This is a genomic window from Actinophytocola sp., from assembly GCF_035712165.1.
Lineage (GTDB): Bacteria > Actinomycetota > Actinomycetes > Mycobacteriales > Pseudonocardiaceae > DASYTH01.
Map to the genome: position 1 here is coordinate 23,986 of NZ_DASTBH010000147.1, position 19,102 is coordinate 43,087.

Annotated in this window: 16 protein-coding genes; 8 read left to right on the forward strand and 8 right to left on the reverse strand. The window is 71.6% G+C overall.

What is annotated here, in order from left to right:
- Window positions 1-451: 451 nt before the first annotated feature.
- Complete coding sequence (locus VFO68_RS08265) at window positions 452-1,267, forward strand: DUF6292 family protein (protein ID WP_325157587.1); 816 nt, start codon at window positions 452-454, stop codon at window positions 1,265-1,267.
- Here VFO68_RS08265 and VFO68_RS08270 read toward each other — a convergent pair.
- Window positions 1,264-1,689 carry a DUF4383 domain-containing protein gene (locus tag VFO68_RS08270; RefSeq protein ID WP_325157588.1) on the reverse strand — a complete coding sequence of 142 codons (426 nt, stop codon included), beginning with the start codon at window positions 1,687-1,689 and terminating at the stop codon, window positions 1,264-1,266. The two genes, VFO68_RS08265 and VFO68_RS08270, sit on opposite strands and share 4 nt — an antisense overlap.
- 124 nt (window positions 1,690-1,813) lie before the next feature.
- On the opposite strand from VFO68_RS08270, the gene VFO68_RS08275 reads away from it, so the two are divergent.
- Complete coding sequence (locus VFO68_RS08275) at window positions 1,814-3,322, forward strand: NAD(P)/FAD-dependent oxidoreductase (RefSeq protein ID WP_325157589.1); 1,509 nt, start codon at window positions 1,814-1,816, stop codon at window positions 3,320-3,322.
- On the opposite strand, the gene VFO68_RS08280 is transcribed toward VFO68_RS08275, so the two are convergent.
- Window positions 3,267-3,806 (reverse strand): carboxymuconolactone decarboxylase family protein, encoded by a 540-nt coding sequence (locus VFO68_RS08280; protein WP_325157590.1) that lies wholly within the window; start codon window positions 3,804-3,806, stop codon window positions 3,267-3,269. The genes VFO68_RS08275 and VFO68_RS08280 overlap by 56 nt on opposite strands.
- Before the next feature lie 2 nt (window positions 3,807-3,808).
- Complete coding sequence (locus VFO68_RS08285; protein ID WP_325157591.1) at window positions 3,809-4,633, reverse strand: SDR family NAD(P)-dependent oxidoreductase; 825 nt, start codon at window positions 4,631-4,633, stop codon at window positions 3,809-3,811.
- A 150-nt stretch (window positions 4,634-4,783) separates the two neighbouring features.
- Between VFO68_RS08285 and VFO68_RS08290 the strand changes: the two genes are divergently transcribed.
- Window positions 4,784-6,322: a carboxylesterase/lipase family protein gene (locus VFO68_RS08290; RefSeq protein ID WP_325157592.1), complete on the forward strand. Its 1,539-nt coding sequence runs from the start codon at window positions 4,784-4,786 to the stop codon at window positions 6,320-6,322.
- 22 nt (window positions 6,323-6,344) lie between these two features.
- Here the strand turns inward: VFO68_RS08290 and VFO68_RS08295 are convergent, their stop codons facing one another.
- Window positions 6,345-6,932 (reverse strand): TetR/AcrR family transcriptional regulator, encoded by a 588-nt coding sequence (locus tag VFO68_RS08295; RefSeq protein ID WP_325157593.1) that lies wholly within the window; start codon window positions 6,930-6,932, stop codon window positions 6,345-6,347.
- A gap of 55 nt (window positions 6,933-6,987) precedes the next feature.
- On the opposite strand from VFO68_RS08295, the gene VFO68_RS08300 reads away from it, so the two are divergent.
- The 3 genes from VFO68_RS08300 to VFO68_RS08310 are packed head-to-tail and all read left to right on the forward strand — an operon-like array spanning window position 6,988 to window position 11,762.
- Window positions 6,988-7,842 (forward strand): class I SAM-dependent methyltransferase, encoded by an 855-nt coding sequence (locus VFO68_RS08300; protein ID WP_325157594.1) that lies wholly within the window; start codon window positions 6,988-6,990, stop codon window positions 7,840-7,842.
- Window positions 7,835-8,596, forward strand: coding sequence for a putative protein N(5)-glutamine methyltransferase (locus tag VFO68_RS08305; RefSeq protein WP_325157595.1), 762 nt, complete (start codon window positions 7,835-7,837; stop codon window positions 8,594-8,596). The genes VFO68_RS08300 and VFO68_RS08305 overlap by 8 nt, the downstream gene beginning before the upstream one ends.
- Window positions 8,597-8,600: 4 nt before the next feature.
- Window positions 8,601-11,762, forward strand: coding sequence for an AfsR/SARP family transcriptional regulator (locus tag VFO68_RS08310; RefSeq protein ID WP_325157596.1), 3,162 nt, complete (start codon window positions 8,601-8,603; stop codon window positions 11,760-11,762).
- Here VFO68_RS08310 and VFO68_RS08315 read toward each other — a convergent pair.
- Window positions 11,746-12,516, reverse strand: a complete 771-nt coding sequence (locus VFO68_RS08315) for an ABC transporter permease (RefSeq protein WP_325157597.1) — start codon at window positions 12,514-12,516, stop codon at window positions 11,746-11,748. The genes VFO68_RS08310 and VFO68_RS08315 overlap by 17 nt on opposite strands.
- Window positions 12,516-13,442, reverse strand: a complete 927-nt coding sequence (locus VFO68_RS08320) for an ATP-binding cassette domain-containing protein (RefSeq protein ID WP_325157598.1) — start codon at window positions 13,440-13,442, stop codon at window positions 12,516-12,518. Before VFO68_RS08320 ends, VFO68_RS08315 begins: the two co-directional genes overlap by 1 nt.
- Before the next feature lie 109 nt (window positions 13,443-13,551).
- On the opposite strand from VFO68_RS08320, the gene VFO68_RS08325 reads away from it, so the two are divergent.
- On the forward strand, window positions 13,552-14,715 hold the full coding sequence (locus tag VFO68_RS08325; protein ID WP_325157599.1) for a hypothetical protein: 1,164 nt from the start codon (window positions 13,552-13,554) through the stop codon (window positions 14,713-14,715).
- Window positions 14,716-14,719: 4 nt separating this feature from the next.
- Here the strand turns inward: VFO68_RS08325 and VFO68_RS08330 are convergent, their stop codons facing one another.
- Together VFO68_RS08330 and VFO68_RS08335 are read right to left on the reverse strand one after the other, a co-directional pair.
- Window positions 14,720-15,892, reverse strand: a complete 1,173-nt coding sequence (locus VFO68_RS08330) for a histidinol-phosphate transaminase (protein WP_325157600.1) — start codon at window positions 15,890-15,892, stop codon at window positions 14,720-14,722.
- Between the two features lie 103 nt (window positions 15,893-15,995).
- Entirely contained in the window at window positions 15,996-16,496 is a 501-nt protein-coding gene (locus VFO68_RS08335; protein ID WP_325157601.1) for a mycothiol transferase, read from the reverse strand.
- A gap of 129 nt (window positions 16,497-16,625) precedes the next feature.
- On the opposite strand from VFO68_RS08335, the gene VFO68_RS08340 reads away from it, so the two are divergent.
- Window positions 16,626-18,860 carry a rhamnogalacturonan lyase gene (locus tag VFO68_RS08340; RefSeq protein WP_325157602.1) on the forward strand — a complete coding sequence of 745 codons (2,235 nt, stop codon included), beginning with the start codon at window positions 16,626-16,628 and terminating at the stop codon, window positions 18,858-18,860.
- Window positions 18,861-19,102 lie beyond the last annotated feature (242 nt).

Sequence of the window (19,102 nt, forward strand, 5' to 3'; positions counted from 1 at the left end):
GTGCCGGAAATGCCCGCCACAGGCGCCTGCAAATGGCAAATGTTAATGGCGAAAATATGCCCGAATGATCACCCTCCGGCGTGGGTCGCGGGCCGCCGGGCCGCGCCGGGGCCAGGGGTGGTCAGCCGCACGGTCGGAGGCCCGGTGCGCGTCGATCACCCTCCCCGGGCCAACTAGGCCCGAACGGGTTACCACCGGAACACTCCGTGTCGATCACGCGACACGACCGCGCCACAGCCCCGCCCGATTGTATTTATATTTTTCGCCCGATCGGGCGGAAATGCCCACGCTCCGACACGGGTAATCGTGCGGAATGAATATGCCTCCCCGGCTGTTGGGCTGGTCGGGTGAATTGAGCGGGAGCCGTCCGGGGTGGGGGACAGTTCCCGCTAGGATCGGTGCGGCGTCAAGCATTGGATGTTTCGCCTGGCGCCGGAGAGTGGAGAGCGGAATGGACCTGGAGTTCGAAGCCATCCCCGCGCGTGGGCTGCACCGATACGTCCGGCTGGTGGCCGACGCCCTCGGGTTGGCGGGCGAGGGCTGGTACGTGCAGGTGGAGCGCCCGGCCGCGACCGTCTACCTGCCGTTGCAGGACCGGATGGCGCGGTACCCGGGCCGGGACGTGGCGCTGTTGTGGGACGAGGAGTACGGCTGGGCGCTGGCCGTGGAGTCGCACAGCGGCGAGGACCTGCTGGTGCTGGCCTACCTCGGTAACGACGTCCTGCCCGCGCCCCGGGTCGTGGCGCAGTTCGCTGCCCGGATCATGGCCGGCGCCGACCCCGGCCCGGTCACCCCGCCGCGGCTGCGGCGGGCCGACGACGTCGACGACCTGGCCCGGCGGCTGGCCGGCTACGCAAACTCCGTCCATGGCGACACCGCCGAGGTCGCCGCCGCGGACGGGTTGTCCGTCCGGGTCCGGCACCCGGACGCCGAGACCGCGGTGCTGTCGGTGGCCGGCGAGATCGACATGCTGACCGTGCCCCTGCTCGACGAGTGGATCGCGCGGACGATGCGCGCGCTGCCCCGGTTGCTGGTCATCGATCTCAGCGAGGTGCGGTTCATCGGGTCGGCCGGGCTTTCGGCGCTGGTCAGGGCAGGTCAGCTGGCCGGCGAGCACAGCGAACTGCGGGTGGTCGCGTCCAACCAGGTCGTGCTGCGCCCGCTCGCGGTGACCGGCCTGACCCGGTCGATCCCGGTCTGGTCCGTGCTGGCCGATGCGCTGGCGACGATGTCCACTCCGGCCGGTTCGCAGCAGACGGCCAGCTAGTTGGTGACCCGGGCCGGCGCCCGGCGCAGCACCACGCCCGCCGCGACCATGACCACACCGAGGGTCAGGTGCAACCAGTTGTCGGCGGTGTTGACCGGCACGAAGTTGGCCCCGCTGTCCAGGTTGATGATCAGGCCGTAGACCCACAGCAGCAGGTAGACAACGCCGCCGCCGACCAGGAACCCGGTGGCCCCGGACGCGGTGCGGGCGAGCAGCAGACCCGCGATGCCGAACAGCAGGTGCACGATGTTGTGCAGCACCGAAACATGGAAAACGCCGAGCAACATGGCCGTCGACTCCGGCCCGGCAAATGTCATCCCGGCGTGGTCGGTGGTGACCGCCGGAATGAATCCGAGAATTCCGACAAGCAGGAATATCGCCGCGACAATGATGGCCACAGGTCGGGCGGCGCCGTTCGCCATGACAAATCTCCCTGTGCTCGGGAACCTGCTCGATTAATTTACCGCAACGGGCGGCGGTGGCGACCCGGCGAAGTGGTAATGGCAATATTTGTCAAAAATACTCGGGGGTCCCTAACCTCGGACGATGCGGTATGACCACGTTGACGTGCTGATCATCGGCGCGGGGCTGTCCGGGATCGGCGCCGCCTGTCACCTGCGCTCCGAACTGCCCGGGACCACGTTCGCGATCTTCGAGGCGCGCGGCGCCATCGGCGGCACCTGGGACCTGTTCCGTTACCCGGGCGTTCGCTCCGACTCCGACATGTACACCCTCGGCTACCGGTTCCGGCCGTGGAGCGGCGCGACGCTTGCCGACGGCGACTCGATCCGGGACTACGTCCGGCGCGCCGCCCGGGAGCACGGCGTGGACAGCGAGATCCGGTTCCACCACCGGGTGCTCGGGGCGGACTGGTCCAGCGAGCGGGCCCGGTGGACGGTGACGGCGCAGCGGTCCGACACGGGCGAGACCGTGGAGATCACCTGCGGGTTCCTGTACGCGTGCACGGGCTACTACCGCTACGACGAGGGCTACACGCCGGTGCTGCCCGGCATCGCCGACTTCGCCGGGCCGGTGGTGCATCCGCAGCACTGGCCGGCCGACCTGGACTACCGGGACAAGCGCGTGGTGGTGATCGGCAGCGGCGCCACCGCGGTCACGCTGGTCCCGGCGATGGCCGCCGACGCCGCGCACGTGACCATGCTGCAGCGCTCGCCCACCTACGTGGTCTCGCTGCCGGCCCGGGACCCGCTGGTGCGGTTGCTGCGCCGGTTACCGGCCCGGCTGAGCTATCCGGTGGTGCGCTGGAAGAACGTGCTGCTGATGATGGCCGGCTTCCGGCTGTCCCGCCGCCGGCCCGCCCTGGTGAAGTCGCTGCTGCGCCGGGCCGCCCAACGGCGGCTGCCGGAGGGTTACGCCGTGGACACGCACTTCGCGCCCCGGTACGACCCGTGGGACCAGCGGATGTGCGCCGCCCCGGACGGCGACCTGTTCACCGCCATCCGTAAGGGCAAGGCGTCGGTGGTCACCGACACCATCGACACGGTCACCGCGACCGGGATCCGGCTCGCCTCCGGTGCGGAACTCACCGCCGACATCATCGTCACGGCGACCGGCCTGAACCTGCTGGCCATCGGCGGGCTGACGCTGCGCATCGACGGCGCCGCCGTCGAGCTGCCGGAACGGTTGACCTATAAGGGAATGATGCTGTCCGGCGTGCCGAACTTCGCGATGACCATCGGGTACACCAACGCGTCCTGGACGCTCAAGGCCGATCTGGTGGCGCATTACGTGTGCCGGTTGCTGGCGCACCTGCGCCGCACCGGCCACCAGGTGGCCACGCCCGAGCCCCCCGCCGAGGCCGCGACCTGGCCGGACCTGCCGCTGATCGACCTGACCTCCGGCTACGTGCTGCGCAGCCCGGCCGCGCTGCCCAGGCAGGGACCGGTGGCGCCGTGGCGGCTGCACCAGAACTATCTGCGCGACGTGCGGCTGATCCGGCACGGCCCGCTGACCGGCGACGGGATGCGGTTCTCCCGCGTCATGCCCAGCCCGGCGCGCTCTGCCCGTCCTCCAACGGAACCCGTAGCGCGTTGAGCACCCCGGCGATCATCCCGTAGTTGCCGACCAGCAGGCACAGTTCGATCAGCTGACGCTCGTCGTAGCGCTCGGCGAGCGCCGACCAGGTGGCGTCGTCGAGGTCGCGCTCGACGCTGAGTTGGTCGGCCGCGGCCAGCAGGAGGGCCACGTGCGGGTCGGCCGGCTCCGGATGCTCGCTGCCGGCCGCGGTGATCACGTCCTCGGCGAGCCCGATGCCCCGGGCGATCTCCACGTGCTGCGCCCATTCGTAGGCCGCCCGGCAGCGGTAGGCGGTGCGCAGGATCAGCGTCTCGCGGTCGTGCTCGGGCAGGCCGGAGCGCAGCAGCAGCCGTCCGGCGAACCGCGTGAACACCTCGAACAGCTTGGGGTGGCGCACCAGGGTGGTGAAGATGTTCTTCGAACTGCCCGTGCCGGACAGCAGTTGCCGCGCCTGCTCGTCCTGCTGCGACGGCGCCAGGGGCGGGATTCGGGGCTCGGTCATGGTCACCGTTGCTGTGGCAGGGACGGGTAGACGATGCTGCCCGCGGCGGTGCCGGCGTCGACCGGGAACACCACGCCGGTGATCCACCGGGCCTCGTCGCTGAGCAGGAAGCGCACCGCGTGCCCGACGTCCCAACCGTTTCCCTCGGTGCCCAGCAGCGACCGGTCGGCCCGGGCGGCGCGGGTCTGCTCGGTCATCCCGGTGCTGGCCACCATCGGCGTGTACACCATGCCCGGCGCCACGCAGTTGACCCGCACGCCGGCCCGGCCGTGGTGCGTGGCCATCGCGCGGGTCAGGCCGATCACCGCGGCCTTGGAGGTCGGGTAGAGCAGGCTGGGGGTGCCGCCGCGCAGGCCGGCCACCGAGGAGACGTTCACGATCGACCCGCATCCGGCGGCGATCATGTGCGGCAGGCAGTACTTGCTCATCAGCATCATGGACTTGACGTTGACCCGCATGCCGAGGTCCCAGTCGTCCGGGTCGACGTCGATCGCGGTGCCGGGCGGGCCACCGATCCCGACGTTGTTCACCAGCCCGTACACGCCGCCGAACTGGGCGACGACCTCCTTCACCGCGGCCTCGCACGAGTCCGGCTCCGACACGTCGGTCTCGAGCACGATCGACGTGCCGCCGGCCGCGGCGACCAGTTCGGCGGTGGCCTGTGCCCACTCCCGGTTGCGGTCCAGCAACGCGACCCGGGCGCCGGCACTGGCCAGCAGAACCGCCGCGGCACGGCCGTTTCCGATGCCCGCGCCCCGGGAACCCGCGCCGGAGACGACGACCACGCGACCCTCGAACCGGTCGGACGCGGGGGGCGCGTCGGACATGGGTTGCTCCTCCGCGCGCCGGTGCGGCATCAGTTGACCTGCGCCGTTGAACAGAACGTCGTTCACCATCCACACCATAGTTGGCTTTGATGGTACCTCATGTAGTAGAACCGTCACCGAATAACATTCTGTTCAGCGGAGGGAGCCACGATGTCTCGAGCAACGCCGGCGCTGGCATTGGTGGCCACGCTGACGATGTCGCTGGCCGGCGGGACCGCCGCGAGCGCGAACCCGGCACCTGACCGGGCGCCGCTGGTGGTCACCTCGGGCGGGGTGGTCCGGGGGGTGGACAGCGGCGCGGTCGACCGGTTCCTCGGGATGCCCTATGCCGCACCACCGGTCGGAGCGTCCCGCTGGCAGCCACCGGGTCCGGCCCCGCGCTGGTCGGGAGTCCGGGACGGCAGCGCCTTCGCGCCGCACTGCGCGCAGCCGGGCGGACCGTTCGGCATCCCGAGCACCTCCGAGGACTGCTTGTACCTCAACGTGTTCACCCCCTCCGGGCAGGCGAACCGGTTGCACCGCAAGCCGGTGCTGGTGTGGATCCACGGCGGCGCGCTGGTGAACGGGGCGAGCACCCAGTACGACCCGGCCAAGCTGGTCGGCAACGGCGTCGTGGTGGTGACGATCAACTACCGGCTCGGCGCGCTCGGCTTCCTCGCCCACCCGGCGCTTGCCGACGCGCCCGGCGGCCCGACCGGCAACTACGGGCTGATGGACCAGCAGGCGGCGCTGCGCTGGGTGGCGCGCAATGCCGACCGGTTCGGCGGCAACCCGCACAATGTGACGATCTTCGGTGAGTCGGCGGGCGGCCTGAGCGTGCTCTCCCACCTCGTCTCGCCCGGTTCCCGGGGACTGTTCGACCGCGCCGTCGTGCAGAGCGGCGGGTACGCCCTGAACCTGGCCTCGCAGAGCGGCGCCGAGGCCGCGGGCGCGGCCTACGCCAGCGCGGTGGGCTGCCCGGACCAGACCGCCGCCTGCCTGCGCGGCAGGCCGGTGCAGAGCCTGCTGGCGGCTCAGGGCACCGGCTATCAGCCCAATGTGGACGGTCGGACGCTGACCCGGTCGATCGGCGCGGCGCTGCAGGCCGGCGACTTCGCCCGGGTGCCGGTCGTGAACGGCACCACCCGCGACGAGTGGCGGCTGTTCGTCGGCCTGAACGAGCTCAGCGGGGTGCCGGTCACCGCCGAGAACTATCAGGCCCGGATCTCCGCCACGCTCGGCGTCCCCGCTCCGGTCGCCGCCGTGATCGCCGCCCGCTACCCGGTGACGGCCTACCCGAGCCCCGCCGAAGCCCTCGGCGCCGTCGGCACCGACGCGATCTTCGCCTGCCCCGGCCGCACCGTCAGCGAGGCGACCTCCCGGTTCGTCCCCACGTTCAGCTACGAGTTCGCCGACCGCGGCGCTCCCATGCCGTTCCTGCCGCCGGTGAGCTTCCCCTACGGCGCCTTCCACGCCGCCGAGCTGCAGTACCTGTTCCAGACCGCGGCCGTCCCGTTCACCGCCGACCAGCAACGCCTGGCCAGCACCATGCGCCAGGGCTGGACCACCTTCGCCCGGTTCGGCACCCCGTTGTGGCCCCGCTACGACAGCACCACCCACCGGGTGCTCACCCTGGCCCCACCCCGGCCCCACGTGAGCACCGACTTCGCCACCGCCCACCAGTGCGACTTCTGGGCAGCGGTGCGGTGAGCGCCTACGAGCCCGGCGGTTGCTAGTCCGGCGGGTAGAGCCGGGCGGCGATCTCCAGGATCTCGTCGATGAACCGCTGAGCGCCGGCCCGGGACGGCTGCACCGCCACCTCCCGGCCGGCCTCGGTGGCCAGCGTGGTCAGCACCAGCACCAGCGTGTCGGACAGCGGCCGGGCGTGTTCGGAGAGCATCGCCGAGTTGGTGCTGATCCAGTGCCGGAAGCGGCGCCGGGTCAGCAGTTCGAAGCCGGGCGGGCCGCCGCCGGACAGGAACAGCCGGGCCAGTTCCCGCTCCTCCCAGCAGCCGTTGAGGTAGGCCCGCATCGCGGCCAGGAACAGCGCCAGCGAGTCGTCCTCGCCGGTGGCCAGCGCGGCCCGGAACGCCCGGGCGGCCCGGTGCGCCTGGCGGGACTGGTAGTCGTCGTACAGCGCGATGTACAGGTCGGACTTGCCGCCGAAGTGGTGGTACAGCGCACCGACGCTGGAACCGGCGTTGTCCACGATGTCGGCGACGTTGGCATCGGCATACCCTGCGGTGACGAACACGTCCCGGGCCGCGGCCAGCAGCAGCTCACGCGCCCCCTTGGCCCGGGCTTTCCTCGTCACCGTCACGTCGATAGTGTGCCCGAACCGAACGCTGTTCTGCTGACCCCCTAGTGGATTAACTTTGGAGGACCCGTTGCCGCACGGCCAGACCCTTCGACTGGGCGAGTATCTGCTCGGCATCGAGGGGTTGGCGATGATCCGCACCTGCCTGTCCGACCCGGCCGCGGCCCGGCCCCGGGTCGACGAGATCCGCCGCATCCTCGACGGGCTGCCCGGCTCGGCCGAGATCCCGCTGACCGGCTACGACGTGCCGGAGGGCTATGCCCGGTGGGCGCCGCGCTACGACGGACCCAACCCGGCGATCGAGCGCGAGCAGCCGATCGTGCACGCGATGCTCGCCGAACTGCCGGTGGGCCGGGCGCTGGACGCCGCCTGCGGCACCGGCCGGCACGCCGCGCGGCTGGCCGAACTCGGGCATCAGGTGGTCGGCGTGGACGCCACCCCGGCGATGCTCGCGCTGGCCCGCAAGAAGGTGCCGGGGGTCGACTTCCGCCGCGGCAGCCGGGCCGACCGGCCGGTGCAGGACGGCAGCGTCGACCTGATCACCTGTGCGCTGGCGCTGAGCCACGTGCCGGACCTGGAGCCGGTGCTGCTCGAGTTCGCCCGGGTGCTGCGGCCGGGCGGAACGGTGGTGCTCTCCGACATCCACCCGATGGCCGCCATGACCGGAGCCATCGCCGCCTTCCCCGGCCCGGACCTGACCGAGGGCGTGCCGTACGTGCGCAGCCGGATCCACCACGTGTCCGCCTACCTGGCCGCGTTCCGGGCGGCCGGGCTGCCGGTCCGCGACTGCCTGGAACCACCGGTCGACGAGGCCGCGCTGACCGGAAACCAGGCATACGGCGACTTTCCGGACGCCGTGCGGCAGGCCCTCGGCGGCATGCCGTTCCTGCTGGTCTGGCGGCTCGGTGGTTGATCAGACGGTCGCCGCGCTGCGCGCCGCCGGTTGTGTGTTCGCCGAGGACGAGGCTCGGCTGCTGCACGCGGCGGCGGACGACCCGGCCGGCCTGGCCGCCCTGCTGGCCCGGCGGGTGGCCGGCGAGCCGCTGGAGCACGTGCTGGGCTGGGCGTCCTTCCACGGTCTGCGGATCGCGGTGACCCCCGGCGTCTTCGTGCCCCGGCCCCGCACCGAGTTCCTGGTCGACCTGGCCGCCGGCCTGGCCCGGCCGGGAGCGCTCGTGGTGGACCTGTGCTGTGGCTCCGGCGCGCTCGGCGCCGCGCTGGTCGCGGTCGTGCCCGGCGCGCGGGTGCACGCCGCCGACGTCGACCCGGTCGCGGTCCGCTGCGCCCGCCGCAACCTGCCGGATCACCAGGTGTACCAAGGAGATCTGACCGAGCCGCTGCCCACATCGCTGCGCGGGAAGGTCGACCTGATGGTCGCCAACGTTCCCTACGTGCCCACCGCCGAGGTCGCCCTGCTGCCGCCGGAAGCCCGCGAACACGAACCCTTGCGTGCCCTGGACGGCGGTACGGACGGCCTCGACCTGCTCCGCCGCGTCGCCACGCTGGCCCCGGCATGGCTGGCGCCGGGCGCCCACCTGCTGATCGAGACCAGCACCCGCCAGGCGCCCACGGCCGCCGAAGCCTTCCGCACCGCCGGGCTGCGGCCCGAGGTGGCCGAGTCGGCCGACTTCGGCGCAACCGTGGTGATCGGAGCAATGCAGAATTAGCCACGTGCGGATCGGGATGCTGGGACCCCTGGAGGTCCGGGCCGAGGACGGGAGCCGGGTCGAGGTGCCCGGGGCCCGGCTGCGCACTCTGCTGATCATGCTCGCGCTCGACCCGGGCCGGGTGGTCGGCACGGCACGCCTGATCGACGGGATCTGGGCGGACGCCCCACCGGCCGGGGCGGGCAACGCCCTGCAGGCCCTGGTGTCCCGGTTGCGCCGGGCCGTGCCGGTCCCGGTCGAGTCCCACCCGGCGGGCTACCGGTTGGTGATCGAACCGGACGAGGTGGACGTGTCCCGGTTCGAACGTCTGGTAGCGACCGCCCGCACCGCCGACCCGGCCACCACCGCGGCCACCCTGCGCGCGGCCCTGGCCCTCTGGCGCGGCCCGGCCCTGCTGGACGTGGCCGAGGTGGACGCCTTCGCCGCCGCGCTGACCCGGCTGACCGAACTACGGCTGGCCGCCACCGAGGACCGCGTCGAGGCCGACCTGCGCCTGGGCCGGGGCGGCGAACTGGTCACCGAGCTGACCACGCTCGTGGCCGAACACCCGCTGCGCGAACGTCTGGCCGCCGCGCTGATCCGCGCGTTGTGCGCCGCCGGCCGTCCCGCCGAGGCCCTCACCGTCTACGACCGGACCCGCAGGGCGCTGGCCGACGCGCTGGGCGCCGACCCCGGACCGGAACTCGCCGCCCTGCACACCGCGGTGCTGCGCGGCGAGCTCACCCCGGTGTCCGATGTGGACAGAGCGGCGCGGACCAACCTGCGCGCCGGGCTGACCAGCTTCGTCGGCCGGGACGAGGACGTCGCACGGGTCGGCAAGCTGGTCGGCGAGTACCGGCTCACGACGCTGACCGGCCCGGGCGGCGCCGGCAAGACCCGGCTCGCGGTCGAGACGGCGGGCACGCTGCTCGACGCCGCCCCGGACGGGGTGTGGCTGGTCGAGCTGGCCCCGGTCACCGGCGCCGCCGGGCTGCCGCAGGCCGTGCTGACCGCGCTCGGCCTGCGCGAGCAGTCGCTGCTCGGACCGGGCTCGGCCGGGGAGGTCGCCGACCGGCTCGTGGCGGCCCTGCGCGGCCGGGCCGTGCTGCTGGTGCTGGACAACTGCGAGCACCTGATCGAGGCGGTCGCGGCCCTGGCCGACCGGCTGCTCGGGGCCTGCCCGCGGCTGCGCATCCTGGCCACCAGCCGGGAACCCATCGGCATCACCGGTGAGGCGCTGTGGCCGGTGGAGCCGCTCGCGCTGCCGCCAGCCGGCGCGGGGGTGGCCGAGGCGACCGGGTTCGCCGCGGTGCGCCTGCTGGTCGACCGGGCGGTCGCGGCCCGGCCCGGGTTCGCGGTCACCGAGGACACGGTCGGGGACGTGGTGCGGATCTGCCGGGCGCTGGACGGGATGCCGCTGGCCGTGGAGCTGGCCGCGGCCCGGCTGCGCACCATGACCCTGGAGCAGTTGGCCGCCCGGCTGGACGACCGGTTCCGGTTGCTCACCCAGGGCTCGCGCACCGCGCCGCCGCAACACCGGACGCTGCGCGCCGTGGTCGACTGGAGCTGGGAGCTGCTGGGCGAGGACGAACGGGCCCTGCTGCGCCGGCTGGCCGTGTTCTCCGGCGGGGCCACGGTCGAGGCGGCCGAACGGGTCTGCGCCGGCGCGCCGGTCGTCGCCGAGGACGTGCTGGACCTGCTCACCGCGCTGGCCGAGAAGTCCTTGCTGGTCGCCGACGACACCGGCCCGGCGCCGCGCTACCGGATGCTGGAGACGATCAAGGCCTACGGGCTGGAACGGCTGGACGAGGCGGGCGAGCGGGAGCGGACCCGGGTCGCGCACGCCACCTACTTCGCCGAGCTGGCCGTGGCCGCCGAGGCGCACCTGCGCCGGGCCGAGCAGCTGGTCTGGCTGGAACGGCTCGCCGCCGACCACGACAACATCAACGCCGCGCTGCGGGCCGCGCTCGCGGCCGGCGACGCTCGCCGTGCCGTGTGGCTGGCGTCCGCCGCCGGGTGGTACTGGTGGCTGACCGGGCACAAGCAGGAGGGGGCCGAACTGGTCCGGCAGGCCCTGGCCCTGCCCGGCGAGGTGGAACCCGAGCTGGTCGCCCTGGCCTGCGCGGTGGGCGCGCTGTTCGCCACCACCGGCGTCGGCGACGAGCGCGCCGCCGAGGGCCTGCTCACCCGGGCGCGGCAGCTCGCCGGTCCGGAGACCAGCCGGCATCCCATGCTGCGGTTCCTCGAACCCATGCAGCGGCTGCTGGAGGGCGCCCGGTCCGGCGCGGCCGACGTGGTGCAGATGATGGATCCGCTGCTCGACGACGAGGACCCGTGGGTGGCCGCCCAGGCCCGGCTCAACCGCGGCCGCACGCTGGTCAACCTGGGCCATCCGCACGCCGAGGCGCGGGCCGACATCGAGGCGTCGCTGGCCGCGTTCCGCGCCATCGGCGAACGGTGGGGGACCTCCTACGCGCTGACCGTGCTGGCCGACCTGCTCGCCCAGGACGGCGACCTGACCGCCGCGCTCGGCTACTACGACCAGGCCATCGTCGTGCTCACCGAGATCGGCACCAGCGAGGACGTGCTGATGATGCGGGCCCGGCAGGCCCAGCTGCGCTGGCTGCTCGGCGACCCGGTGGGCAGCGCGGCGGCCATCGCCGAGGCCGAACTGGTCGCCGCCCGCACCGGCTGGCCGGACGCGCACGCCGTGCTGGCGCAGGCGCGGGCCGACCTCGCCCGCTGGTCCGGCGACCTGCGCACCGCGCGGGTCGAGCTGGACCGGGCCGAGACGACGCTGCGCACCCTGGACGTCCATCCGGTGTTCATCGCCATGGTCCGCGACGCGCTCGGCCACATCGAGGCGGCCGAGGGCGACCTGGCCGCGGCGGCCGCCCACCGCGCCGAGGCGCTCGACCTGGCGGTGACCTCGATCCACGCCCCGACCGTCGCGCTGGTCCTGATCGGCATCGCCGACCAGGCGCTGCGCCAGGGCGACCCGGCCGGCGCCGCCCAACTGCTGGCCGCGAGCGAGGCGATCCGCGGCGGCCCGGACAAGTCGCAACCGGACGCCCGCCGCGTTGCGGCGGGCGTCCGGGATGCCTTGGGCGACAGTGCATTCGCGTTCGCGGGTGGCATCGACGACGCGGTCGCCCTCGCCGGGCGCACGCTCAGCTCTGCCGGTTGAACAGCCGTTTGGCCCACAGGTAGCCCAGCACCGTCAGGACCACGCACCAGCCGACCGCGATCGCCCCGCTGGCCCCGATCGGCGTGCCCATCAGCAGCCCGCGGAGGGTTTCGTTGATCGGCGTGAACGGTTGGTACTCGGCGAACACGCGCACCGCCGGGGTCATCGAGTCGGTCGGCACGAAGGTGCTCCCGATCAGCGGCAGCAGGGTCAGCGGCAGCACGATGTTGCTGGCCCCCTCCGGGTTCTTCGCAACCAGCCCGAGCGCCATCGCCACCCAGGTCAGGGCCAGCGTGAGCAGCGCGAGCAGGCCGAAAACCGCGACCCACTCGACCGGCGTGGCGGTGGGCCGGAAACCGACCAGCAGCGCCACCCCGATCACCAGCACGATGCTGACCATCGTGCACACGAGGTTGCCGACCACGTGCCCGGTGAGCAGGGAGGCACGGGAGATCGCCATGGTGCGGAACCGGCTGACGATGCCCTTGGTCATGTCCATGCTGATCGACACCGCCGCCGAGACGGTCGAGCTGGTGACCGTCATCAGGATGATGCCCGGCGCCAGGTAGTCGACGTAGCGCCCGCCGGCGATCCCGGCGCCCAGCGCGCCGCCCAGCACGTAGACGAACAGCAGCAGGAAGATGATCGGGATGAAGGCCGAGCCGAGCGACAGCGACGGGTAACGCATCGCGTGGATCAGGTTGCGCCGCACCATCGTCGCCGAATCCCTTGCGGCGTAAGAAAGAGTACTCATCACACAGTCTCCTTGGCGGAACCCTCGGTGAGGGACAGGAACACGTCGTCGAGATCGGGGGTGTGCACGGACAGCTCCTCGACCGCCACCCCGGCCTGGTCCAGCCGGGCCAGCAGGTCGCGCAGCGCGGCGACGCTGCCGTCGCTGGGCACCCGCAGGGCCAGCGCGTCCTCGTCCGGCGCGGCGTCGGTGAGCAGGAGGGCGGCGGCGTCGAGCGCGGCACTGCCGGCGAACCGGAGCCGGACATGCCCGCCCGGCACCAGCCGCTTGAGCCGCTCCGGCGTGCCCTCGGCCACCAGCCGGCCGTGGTCGAGCACCGCGATCCGGCCGGCGAGCTGGTCGGCCTCCTCCAGGTACTGGGTGGTCAGGAACACCGTGACGCCGTCGGCGACCAGCTGGCGGATGATCTGCCACACGCCCCGCCGGCTCCGCGGGTCCAGCCCGGTGGTCGGCTCGTCCAGGAACAGGATCCGCGGCCGGCCCATCAGGGTCATGGCCAGGTCGAGCCGGCGCTGCATGCCGCCCGAGTAGGTGACCGCCGTCTTCCCGGCCGCCTCGGTCAGGTCGAACCGGTCCAGCAGCTCGGCCGCGCGCCGGCGGCTCTCGGTCTTGGGCAGGTGGTGCAGGTCGCCCATGATGTGCAGGTTCTCCCGCCCGGTCAGCAGGTCGTCGACCGCCGAGAACTGCCCGGTGACCCCGATCGCCGCCCGCACCGCGTCCGGCTCGGCGACCGGATCGTGGCCGGCCACCCGCACCTGCCCGCCGTCCGCGGCGGTCAGCGTGGACAGGATCCGTACGGTGGTCGTCTTCCCGGCGCCGTTCGGCCCGAGCAGCGCGAACACCGTGCCCGGCTCGACCGTGAGGTCGATCCCGTCCAGCACCACCTTGTCCCCGAAGGACTTGCGCAGCCCAGTCACCTCGATCATCGCCTTGCTCCCCTCATCGATCGGTTCTCGGCCCACCCTCACCGCCCCCGCTGATACCGCCCCGATGCGGCACTGACACGGCCCTGATGTGGCCCGCTAGGGTCTGCGGATGCGAGGTCGATGGATGGGCGCGGTGCTGCTCGTTGCCACCCTCGCCGGCTGCAGCAGCGCGGCGGGCACGGTCCAGGCCGGCCAGCGCCCGAGCAGAACGACCACACCGCCGGTGACCTCGCCGGCATCCGCCTCGCCGGTATCCGCCGCGCCGGCCCCGAGCCCAGCCCCGGCCCCCGCTCCGTCACCCGCTTTCGGCAACCCCGCCGGCAAAGCCGCCGTCCCGCCGGAGGCACAGGCCGCCGACACCAGCCGCCCGACCCGCACGATCGGCGACGGCACCGCGGCCAGTTGCACCTCGCAGGCGGTGGTCGCCGCGGTCGCGGCCGGCGGCGTGATCACCTTCGCGTGCGGCCCGGACCCGGTCACCATCACGATGACGGCCACCGCCAAGATCCGTAACGCGACCGGCCCGAAGATCGTGCTCGACGGCGGCGGCAAGGTCACCCTCAGCGGCGGCGGCAAACGCCGGATCCTCTACATGAACACCTGCGACAAGGCGCAGGGCCACACCACGTCGCACTGCCAGGACCAGGACCACCCGCAGCTGACCCTGCAGAACCTGACCTTCGCCGACGGCAACTCCACCGGCGAGGCCACCGAGGGCGGTGGCGGGGGAGCGGTGTTCGTCCGTGGCGGCCGGGTCAAGGTGGTGAACTCCCGGTTCACGGGCAACCGGTGCGACGGCACCGGCCCGGATCTCGGCGGCGCCGCGCTACGGGTGCTCAGCCAGTCCAAGGGCCTGCCGGTGTTCATCGTGAGCAGCACCTTCGAGGGCGGGGTGTGTGCCAACGGCGGAGCCCTGAGCAGCATCGGGGTCTCCTGGGTGGTGCTCAACAGCGTGCTGCGGGGCAACTCCGCCATCGGCCGCGGCGCGAACCCGGCCCGCGCCGGCACCCCGGGCGGCGGCAGCGGCGGCGCGATCTACACCGACGGCAACCGGTTCACCGTGCGCCTGGCCGGAACGATCGTCGAGGACAACAAGGCCAACGAAGGCGGCGGCGCGGTGTTCTTCGTCAGCAACGACCGCACCGGCACCATGTCCATCGAGGCATCGACCCTGCGCCGCAACCCCAGCGCCGGCTTCGAGACCAAAGGCTTCCGCGGCATCTTCTTCCTCGGCGCCACCAACCCGGCCGTGTCCGGCTCGACGATCCAGTAGCGCCTCAGGAGATCCTGCGCACCACCAGCGGTCGCACCTGCGCTGAGGACTCCTGTTCCCAGCGCGGCTGGACGAACTCGCGGATGCCGTCGATCAGCCGGGCGACGTCGGCCTCCGGCCGCACCACCAGGCGCAGGAACTGGTTGCTCATGCCGAGTTTGTTGCCGCACTCCCGGATGAACACCTGGTGCCGGGAGATCAGGTGGTCGCGCAGCTCGGTGCCGTCGATGCCGGGGGCGAGCTTCACCAGCAGGAAGTTGGCCTGGGAGGCGAAGACCGTCAGCTCGGGCAGCTGGGCGAGCTGCATGCCCATGTTGTACCGGTCCCGGGCCAGCAGCCGCAGGCTCTCGCCGTACTCCTCGCCGTGCTGGGCCAGCATGAACACGACCGACTCGGCCAGCGAGTTGAGGTTCCACTTGGGCAGGGTGCGGCGCATCTTGCCGGCCAGGCCCGGATTCGCCACCAGGTAACCGAACCGGATGCCGTGCAGGCCGAAGTTCTTGCCCAGGCTCTTGAGCACCACGACGTTCGGTCGGATGGCGGCGTCGGCGGCGACCGAGGGGTTGCGCTCCGCCTCCACGAAGTCGATGAACGACTCGTCGATCACGACCAGGTCCAGATCGGACAGCGCGTCCATGAACCGCAGGATCTCCCGGCGCGGCAGGTATCCGCCGTCGGGGTTGTTCGGGTTGCACAGCACGGCCGTGCGCGATCCGCGGGCCCGGATGAACCGAATGTAGGCGTCGATGTCCAGGGCGAAACCGGAATCCTCCTGCAGCGGGAACATGTCCACCCGCTTGCCGGTCTCCATCGGCTGGTCGGTCCACCGGCCGAAGGTGGGGATCGGGATGGCGATGCTGTCCCGCACCCACAGGTGATCCATCCAGGTGATCAGCTCGGTCGACCCGTTGGACATCGCGATCGTGGCCGGGTTCAGCCCGAGCACCCGGGCCAGTTGGCCGGAGATCGTGTCGGCGTCGCTGGGGTAGAACTTCAGCACCGACTCGAGGTTGCGGGCCAGGAAGTCGAACATGTCCGGCGTGGGGAAGTACGGGTTGCACGGAATGCAGAAGTCGATCAGCTGGCCGCCGTGGTCGCCCATCCGCCTGGAAAGCTCGAAGTACGACGGGCTGTGCGCGGTCTGCTGGAACATGCCCGCGTCCACGCGGTGTCGCACGCGATCACTCCCTCCGTGATGCACGGATCTTCCGTGTCACTGGCAGATACGTACGAACGGAGGAGTGGGTTCACGAAAAGGTTTCGGCCAAGTCTCGGCCAGGTCACGGCAACAGGCCGCGCACGAATGCCGCCTGCCCGGCGTGCTGCAGGTCGTCGGAGATCACGCTGATCAGCCGCACCGCCAGGGTGACCGGCGGATCCCAGGACCGGTCCACGATCCGGGGCAGGTCGTCGTCGGTGAGAGCGCCGACGAAGTCGATGGTCTTCTGGTGCACCGCGTCGTAGTAGGCGGTCAGCAACTCGGCCTTGGCCCGGACCCGGCTCACCTGGTGGTCGTTGTGGCCGTACCCGGTGTCGGTCTCGTCCAGCGGCAGGCCGAACCGCGCGCCCCAGCCCTCCGCGGTCCACACCTGCTCGAGACCGGCGGCGCCGGCGATGTGGTCGTCCTGGATCCGGGTCAGGTGCCAGACCAGCCATGCGATCGAGTTGCCCTGGCCGTCGATCCGGTAGCCGAGCTGGTCCTCGGTCAGCCCGTCGACGGCGTGGTGGACCTCCTCCCGGACCCGGCCGAACGCGTCGATCAGCAGTTGCGCACTCGTCATCGTGCGCACGTTACCGCCCTTGGCGCTGCGTGATCACAACGCTACGATGCGGGTAGGGGCCTTTAAACGTTTCACTAGGGGATCGCCATGACTCCTCGTCGTGTCCTCGCCGTCTTGGCCGTGCTCTGCATGAGCGCCAGCCTCACCACCGCAACCGCCGCCGCTGATCCGGCCCGGCACCGCGACCGCGTCCAACTCGAACGCCTGGACCGCGGCCTGGTCGCCGCCGCGACCGGCGAAGGGGTGTTTCTGAGCTGGCGGCTGCTCGGCCAGGAGGTCACCGGGCACACCGCGACCGGCATGGCGGGCCCGGCCTTCCACGTGTACCGGGACGGCCGCCGGATCGCCACCGTCACCGACAGCACCAACTATCTCGACCGCGCGGGCAGCGTCGCGAGCCACTACCGGGTCCAACCCGTCGGCTCCGGGCGTGGCGCCACGGCCACCCCGTGGGCCACCCCGTTCCTCGACCTGCCGCTGCACCGCCCGCCTGACGGGGTGACCCCGGCCGGCGAGCCGTACACATACTCCGCCAACGACATGAGCGTCGGCGACGTGGACGGCGACGGTTCCTACGAGTACATCGTGAAGTGGGATCCGTCCAACTCCAAGGATGTCTCGCAGGTCGGCTACACCGGGACCGTGTTCATCGACGCCTACGAGCTGGACGGCACCCTGCTGTACCGAATCGATCTCGGGGTGAACATCCGCGCCGGCGCGCACTACACCCAGTTCCTGGTCTACGACTTCGACGGCGACGGCCGCGCGGAGCTGATGTTCAAGACCGCGCCCGGCACCAGGGTCATCCGGTACCGCCGGGACGGAACCGTTGCCTGGCAACGATTCATCACGATGCCGAAGGAAGACGTACGGGCCGGGTTCGCGCACACCGACGACTACCGGCGCAGCGCCGCCGGCTACTACGACCACGTCGTCGAGATGTTCCAGAACTGGCACCGGCATCCCGAGGTGGTGGCCGGGCACTGGCCGGCGACACTGGAGGCCGCGTTCGGCATCGAGCAGCGGTACGCCTACCCGCTGTCCCGCGCCGACGCCGCCGCGCTCGCCGACTACTTCATCGACGTGTACGCGCCGAGCCGCAGCACCCGCAACCAGTTACGCAACTTCGCCGGCTTCATCATCGACGGGCCCGAGTACCTGACCGTGTTCGAGGGCGCCACCGGCCGCGAGTTGTCGACCGTTCGGTACAAACCCGGCCGGGGCGACGATGGTCTGCTGTGGGGCGACTACGCGCTTCCCCGGATCGAACCGGGTAACCGCGTGGACCGGTTCCTGGCGACCGTGGCGTACCTGGACGGCCGGCAGCCGTCGGCGGTGTTCGCCCGCGGTTACTACACCCGGACCACGCTGGTCGCCTACCGGTGGGATGGTCGCCGGCTGCGCGAGGAGTGGTTCGTCGACAGCGGCCACGTGCCGATGACCAACCCGTTCAACGACAACCCGCACGGCCGCGACGGCACTGTCCCGGAGTTCGCCACGATCACCACGCAGGGTGTGCATTCGCTGTCCGTGGCCGATGTGGACGGAGACGGCCGGCAGGAGATCGTGTACGGGGCGGCGACAATTGACGACGACGGCAGCGTGCTGTCGAGTTCGTTCGGCGTGCTGCCGCCCCCGAGCGCCGACCCGGGAGCCGTCGTCCGCCTCGGCCACGGCGACGCGTTGCACGTGACTGACATCGACCCGAACCGCCCCGGTCTGGAGGTCTTCCAGGTTCACGAGGGCGCGACCTTCGCGCCGTACGGTTTCGCACTGCGTGATGCCCGGACGGGTGAGGTGATCTATGGGAGCTACTCCGGCCGAGACACCGGCCGCGGCATGATCGGCGACATCGAGCCCGATGTGCCGGGCATGGAGACTTGGGCTTCCCTGCCGCAGACCAGTTCGGATTCCGGCCTGTGGTCGGCAGATGGGCGCCGCCTCGGTCCGCTTACTCCCGGCACCAACCAAAGCATCCGGTGGGCGGCCGACATGACCACCCAGATCGTCGACGGCAACCTGACCACCACGCCGTCTATCGAGGACTGGAAGCGAGGTCGGCTGCTCACCGCCGAGGGCACCCTGACCAACAACGGCACCAAGGGAAACCCCAGCCTCGTAGCTGACATCTTCGGTGACTGGCGCGAAGAGATGCTGGTCCGCACGGTCGATAGCTCGGCCATTCGCATCTACCTCAGCACGGAGGTAACGCAGCACAAGCTGTATACGCTCATGCATGATCCGCAGTACCGCGCCGAAGTTGCTCGTCAGCAGACCACGTACAACCAGCCTTCGTACACGAGTTTCTATCTCGCCTCGGACATGATCTGGTCCCGGGTGCCCATCCCGCATCTCGCCAACTGACGCGGGTTGACTGGTTGCGGGTCCCTGGCGGGGTCGGGATGCTTGGGGTGGTCGGCTTTGGGTGGGCTGGGACTGGCGTTGCGGTGCACGGCTGTGGACAGCCCCTCGGGGTGCGTAGCTAGATGGTTGGGGGCCTGCCCACAGCCGTGCACCGGGGCAGGTCTCCCGCTCCGGGCAGGGTCAGGCGCGGCTTCTTTAAACCCAAAAATCATTTATAGAAGAAAGAAAGGATGCGGGCGCGC

Bases quoted from the DNA above. Each gene is read 5' to 3' on its own strand.
- VFO68_RS08265 (WP_325157587.1), top strand. From the start codon at position 452: ATGGACCTGGAGTTCGAAGCCATCCCCGCGCGTGGGCTGCACCGATAC.
- VFO68_RS08270 (WP_325157588.1), bottom strand. From the start codon at position 1,689: ATGGCGAACGGCGCCGCCCGACCTGTGGCCATCATTGTCGCGGCGATA.
- VFO68_RS08275 (WP_325157589.1), top strand. From the start codon at position 1,814: ATGCGGTATGACCACGTTGACGTGCTGATCATCGGCGCGGGGCTGTCC.
- VFO68_RS08280 (WP_325157590.1), bottom strand. From the start codon at position 3,806: ATGACCGAGCCCCGAATCCCGCCCCTGGCGCCGTCGCAGCAGGACGAG.
- VFO68_RS08285 (WP_325157591.1), bottom strand. From the start codon at position 4,633: ATGTCCGACGCGCCCCCCGCGTCCGACCGGTTCGAGGGTCGCGTGGTC.
- VFO68_RS08290 (WP_325157592.1), top strand. From the start codon at position 4,784: ATGTCTCGAGCAACGCCGGCGCTGGCATTGGTGGCCACGCTGACGATG.
- VFO68_RS08315 (WP_325157597.1), bottom strand. From the start codon at position 12,516: ATGAGTACTCTTTCTTACGCCGCAAGGGATTCGGCGACGATGGTGCGG.
- VFO68_RS08320 (WP_325157598.1), bottom strand. From the start codon at position 13,442: ATGATCGAGGTGACTGGGCTGCGCAAGTCCTTCGGGGACAAGGTGGTG.
- VFO68_RS08325 (WP_325157599.1), top strand. From the start codon at position 13,552: ATGCGAGGTCGATGGATGGGCGCGGTGCTGCTCGTTGCCACCCTCGCC.
- VFO68_RS08335 (WP_325157601.1), bottom strand. From the start codon at position 16,496: ATGACGAGTGCGCAACTGCTGATCGACGCGTTCGGCCGGGTCCGGGAG.
- VFO68_RS08340 (WP_325157602.1), top strand. From the start codon at position 16,626: ATGAGCGCCAGCCTCACCACCGCAACCGCCGCCGCTGATCCGGCCCGG.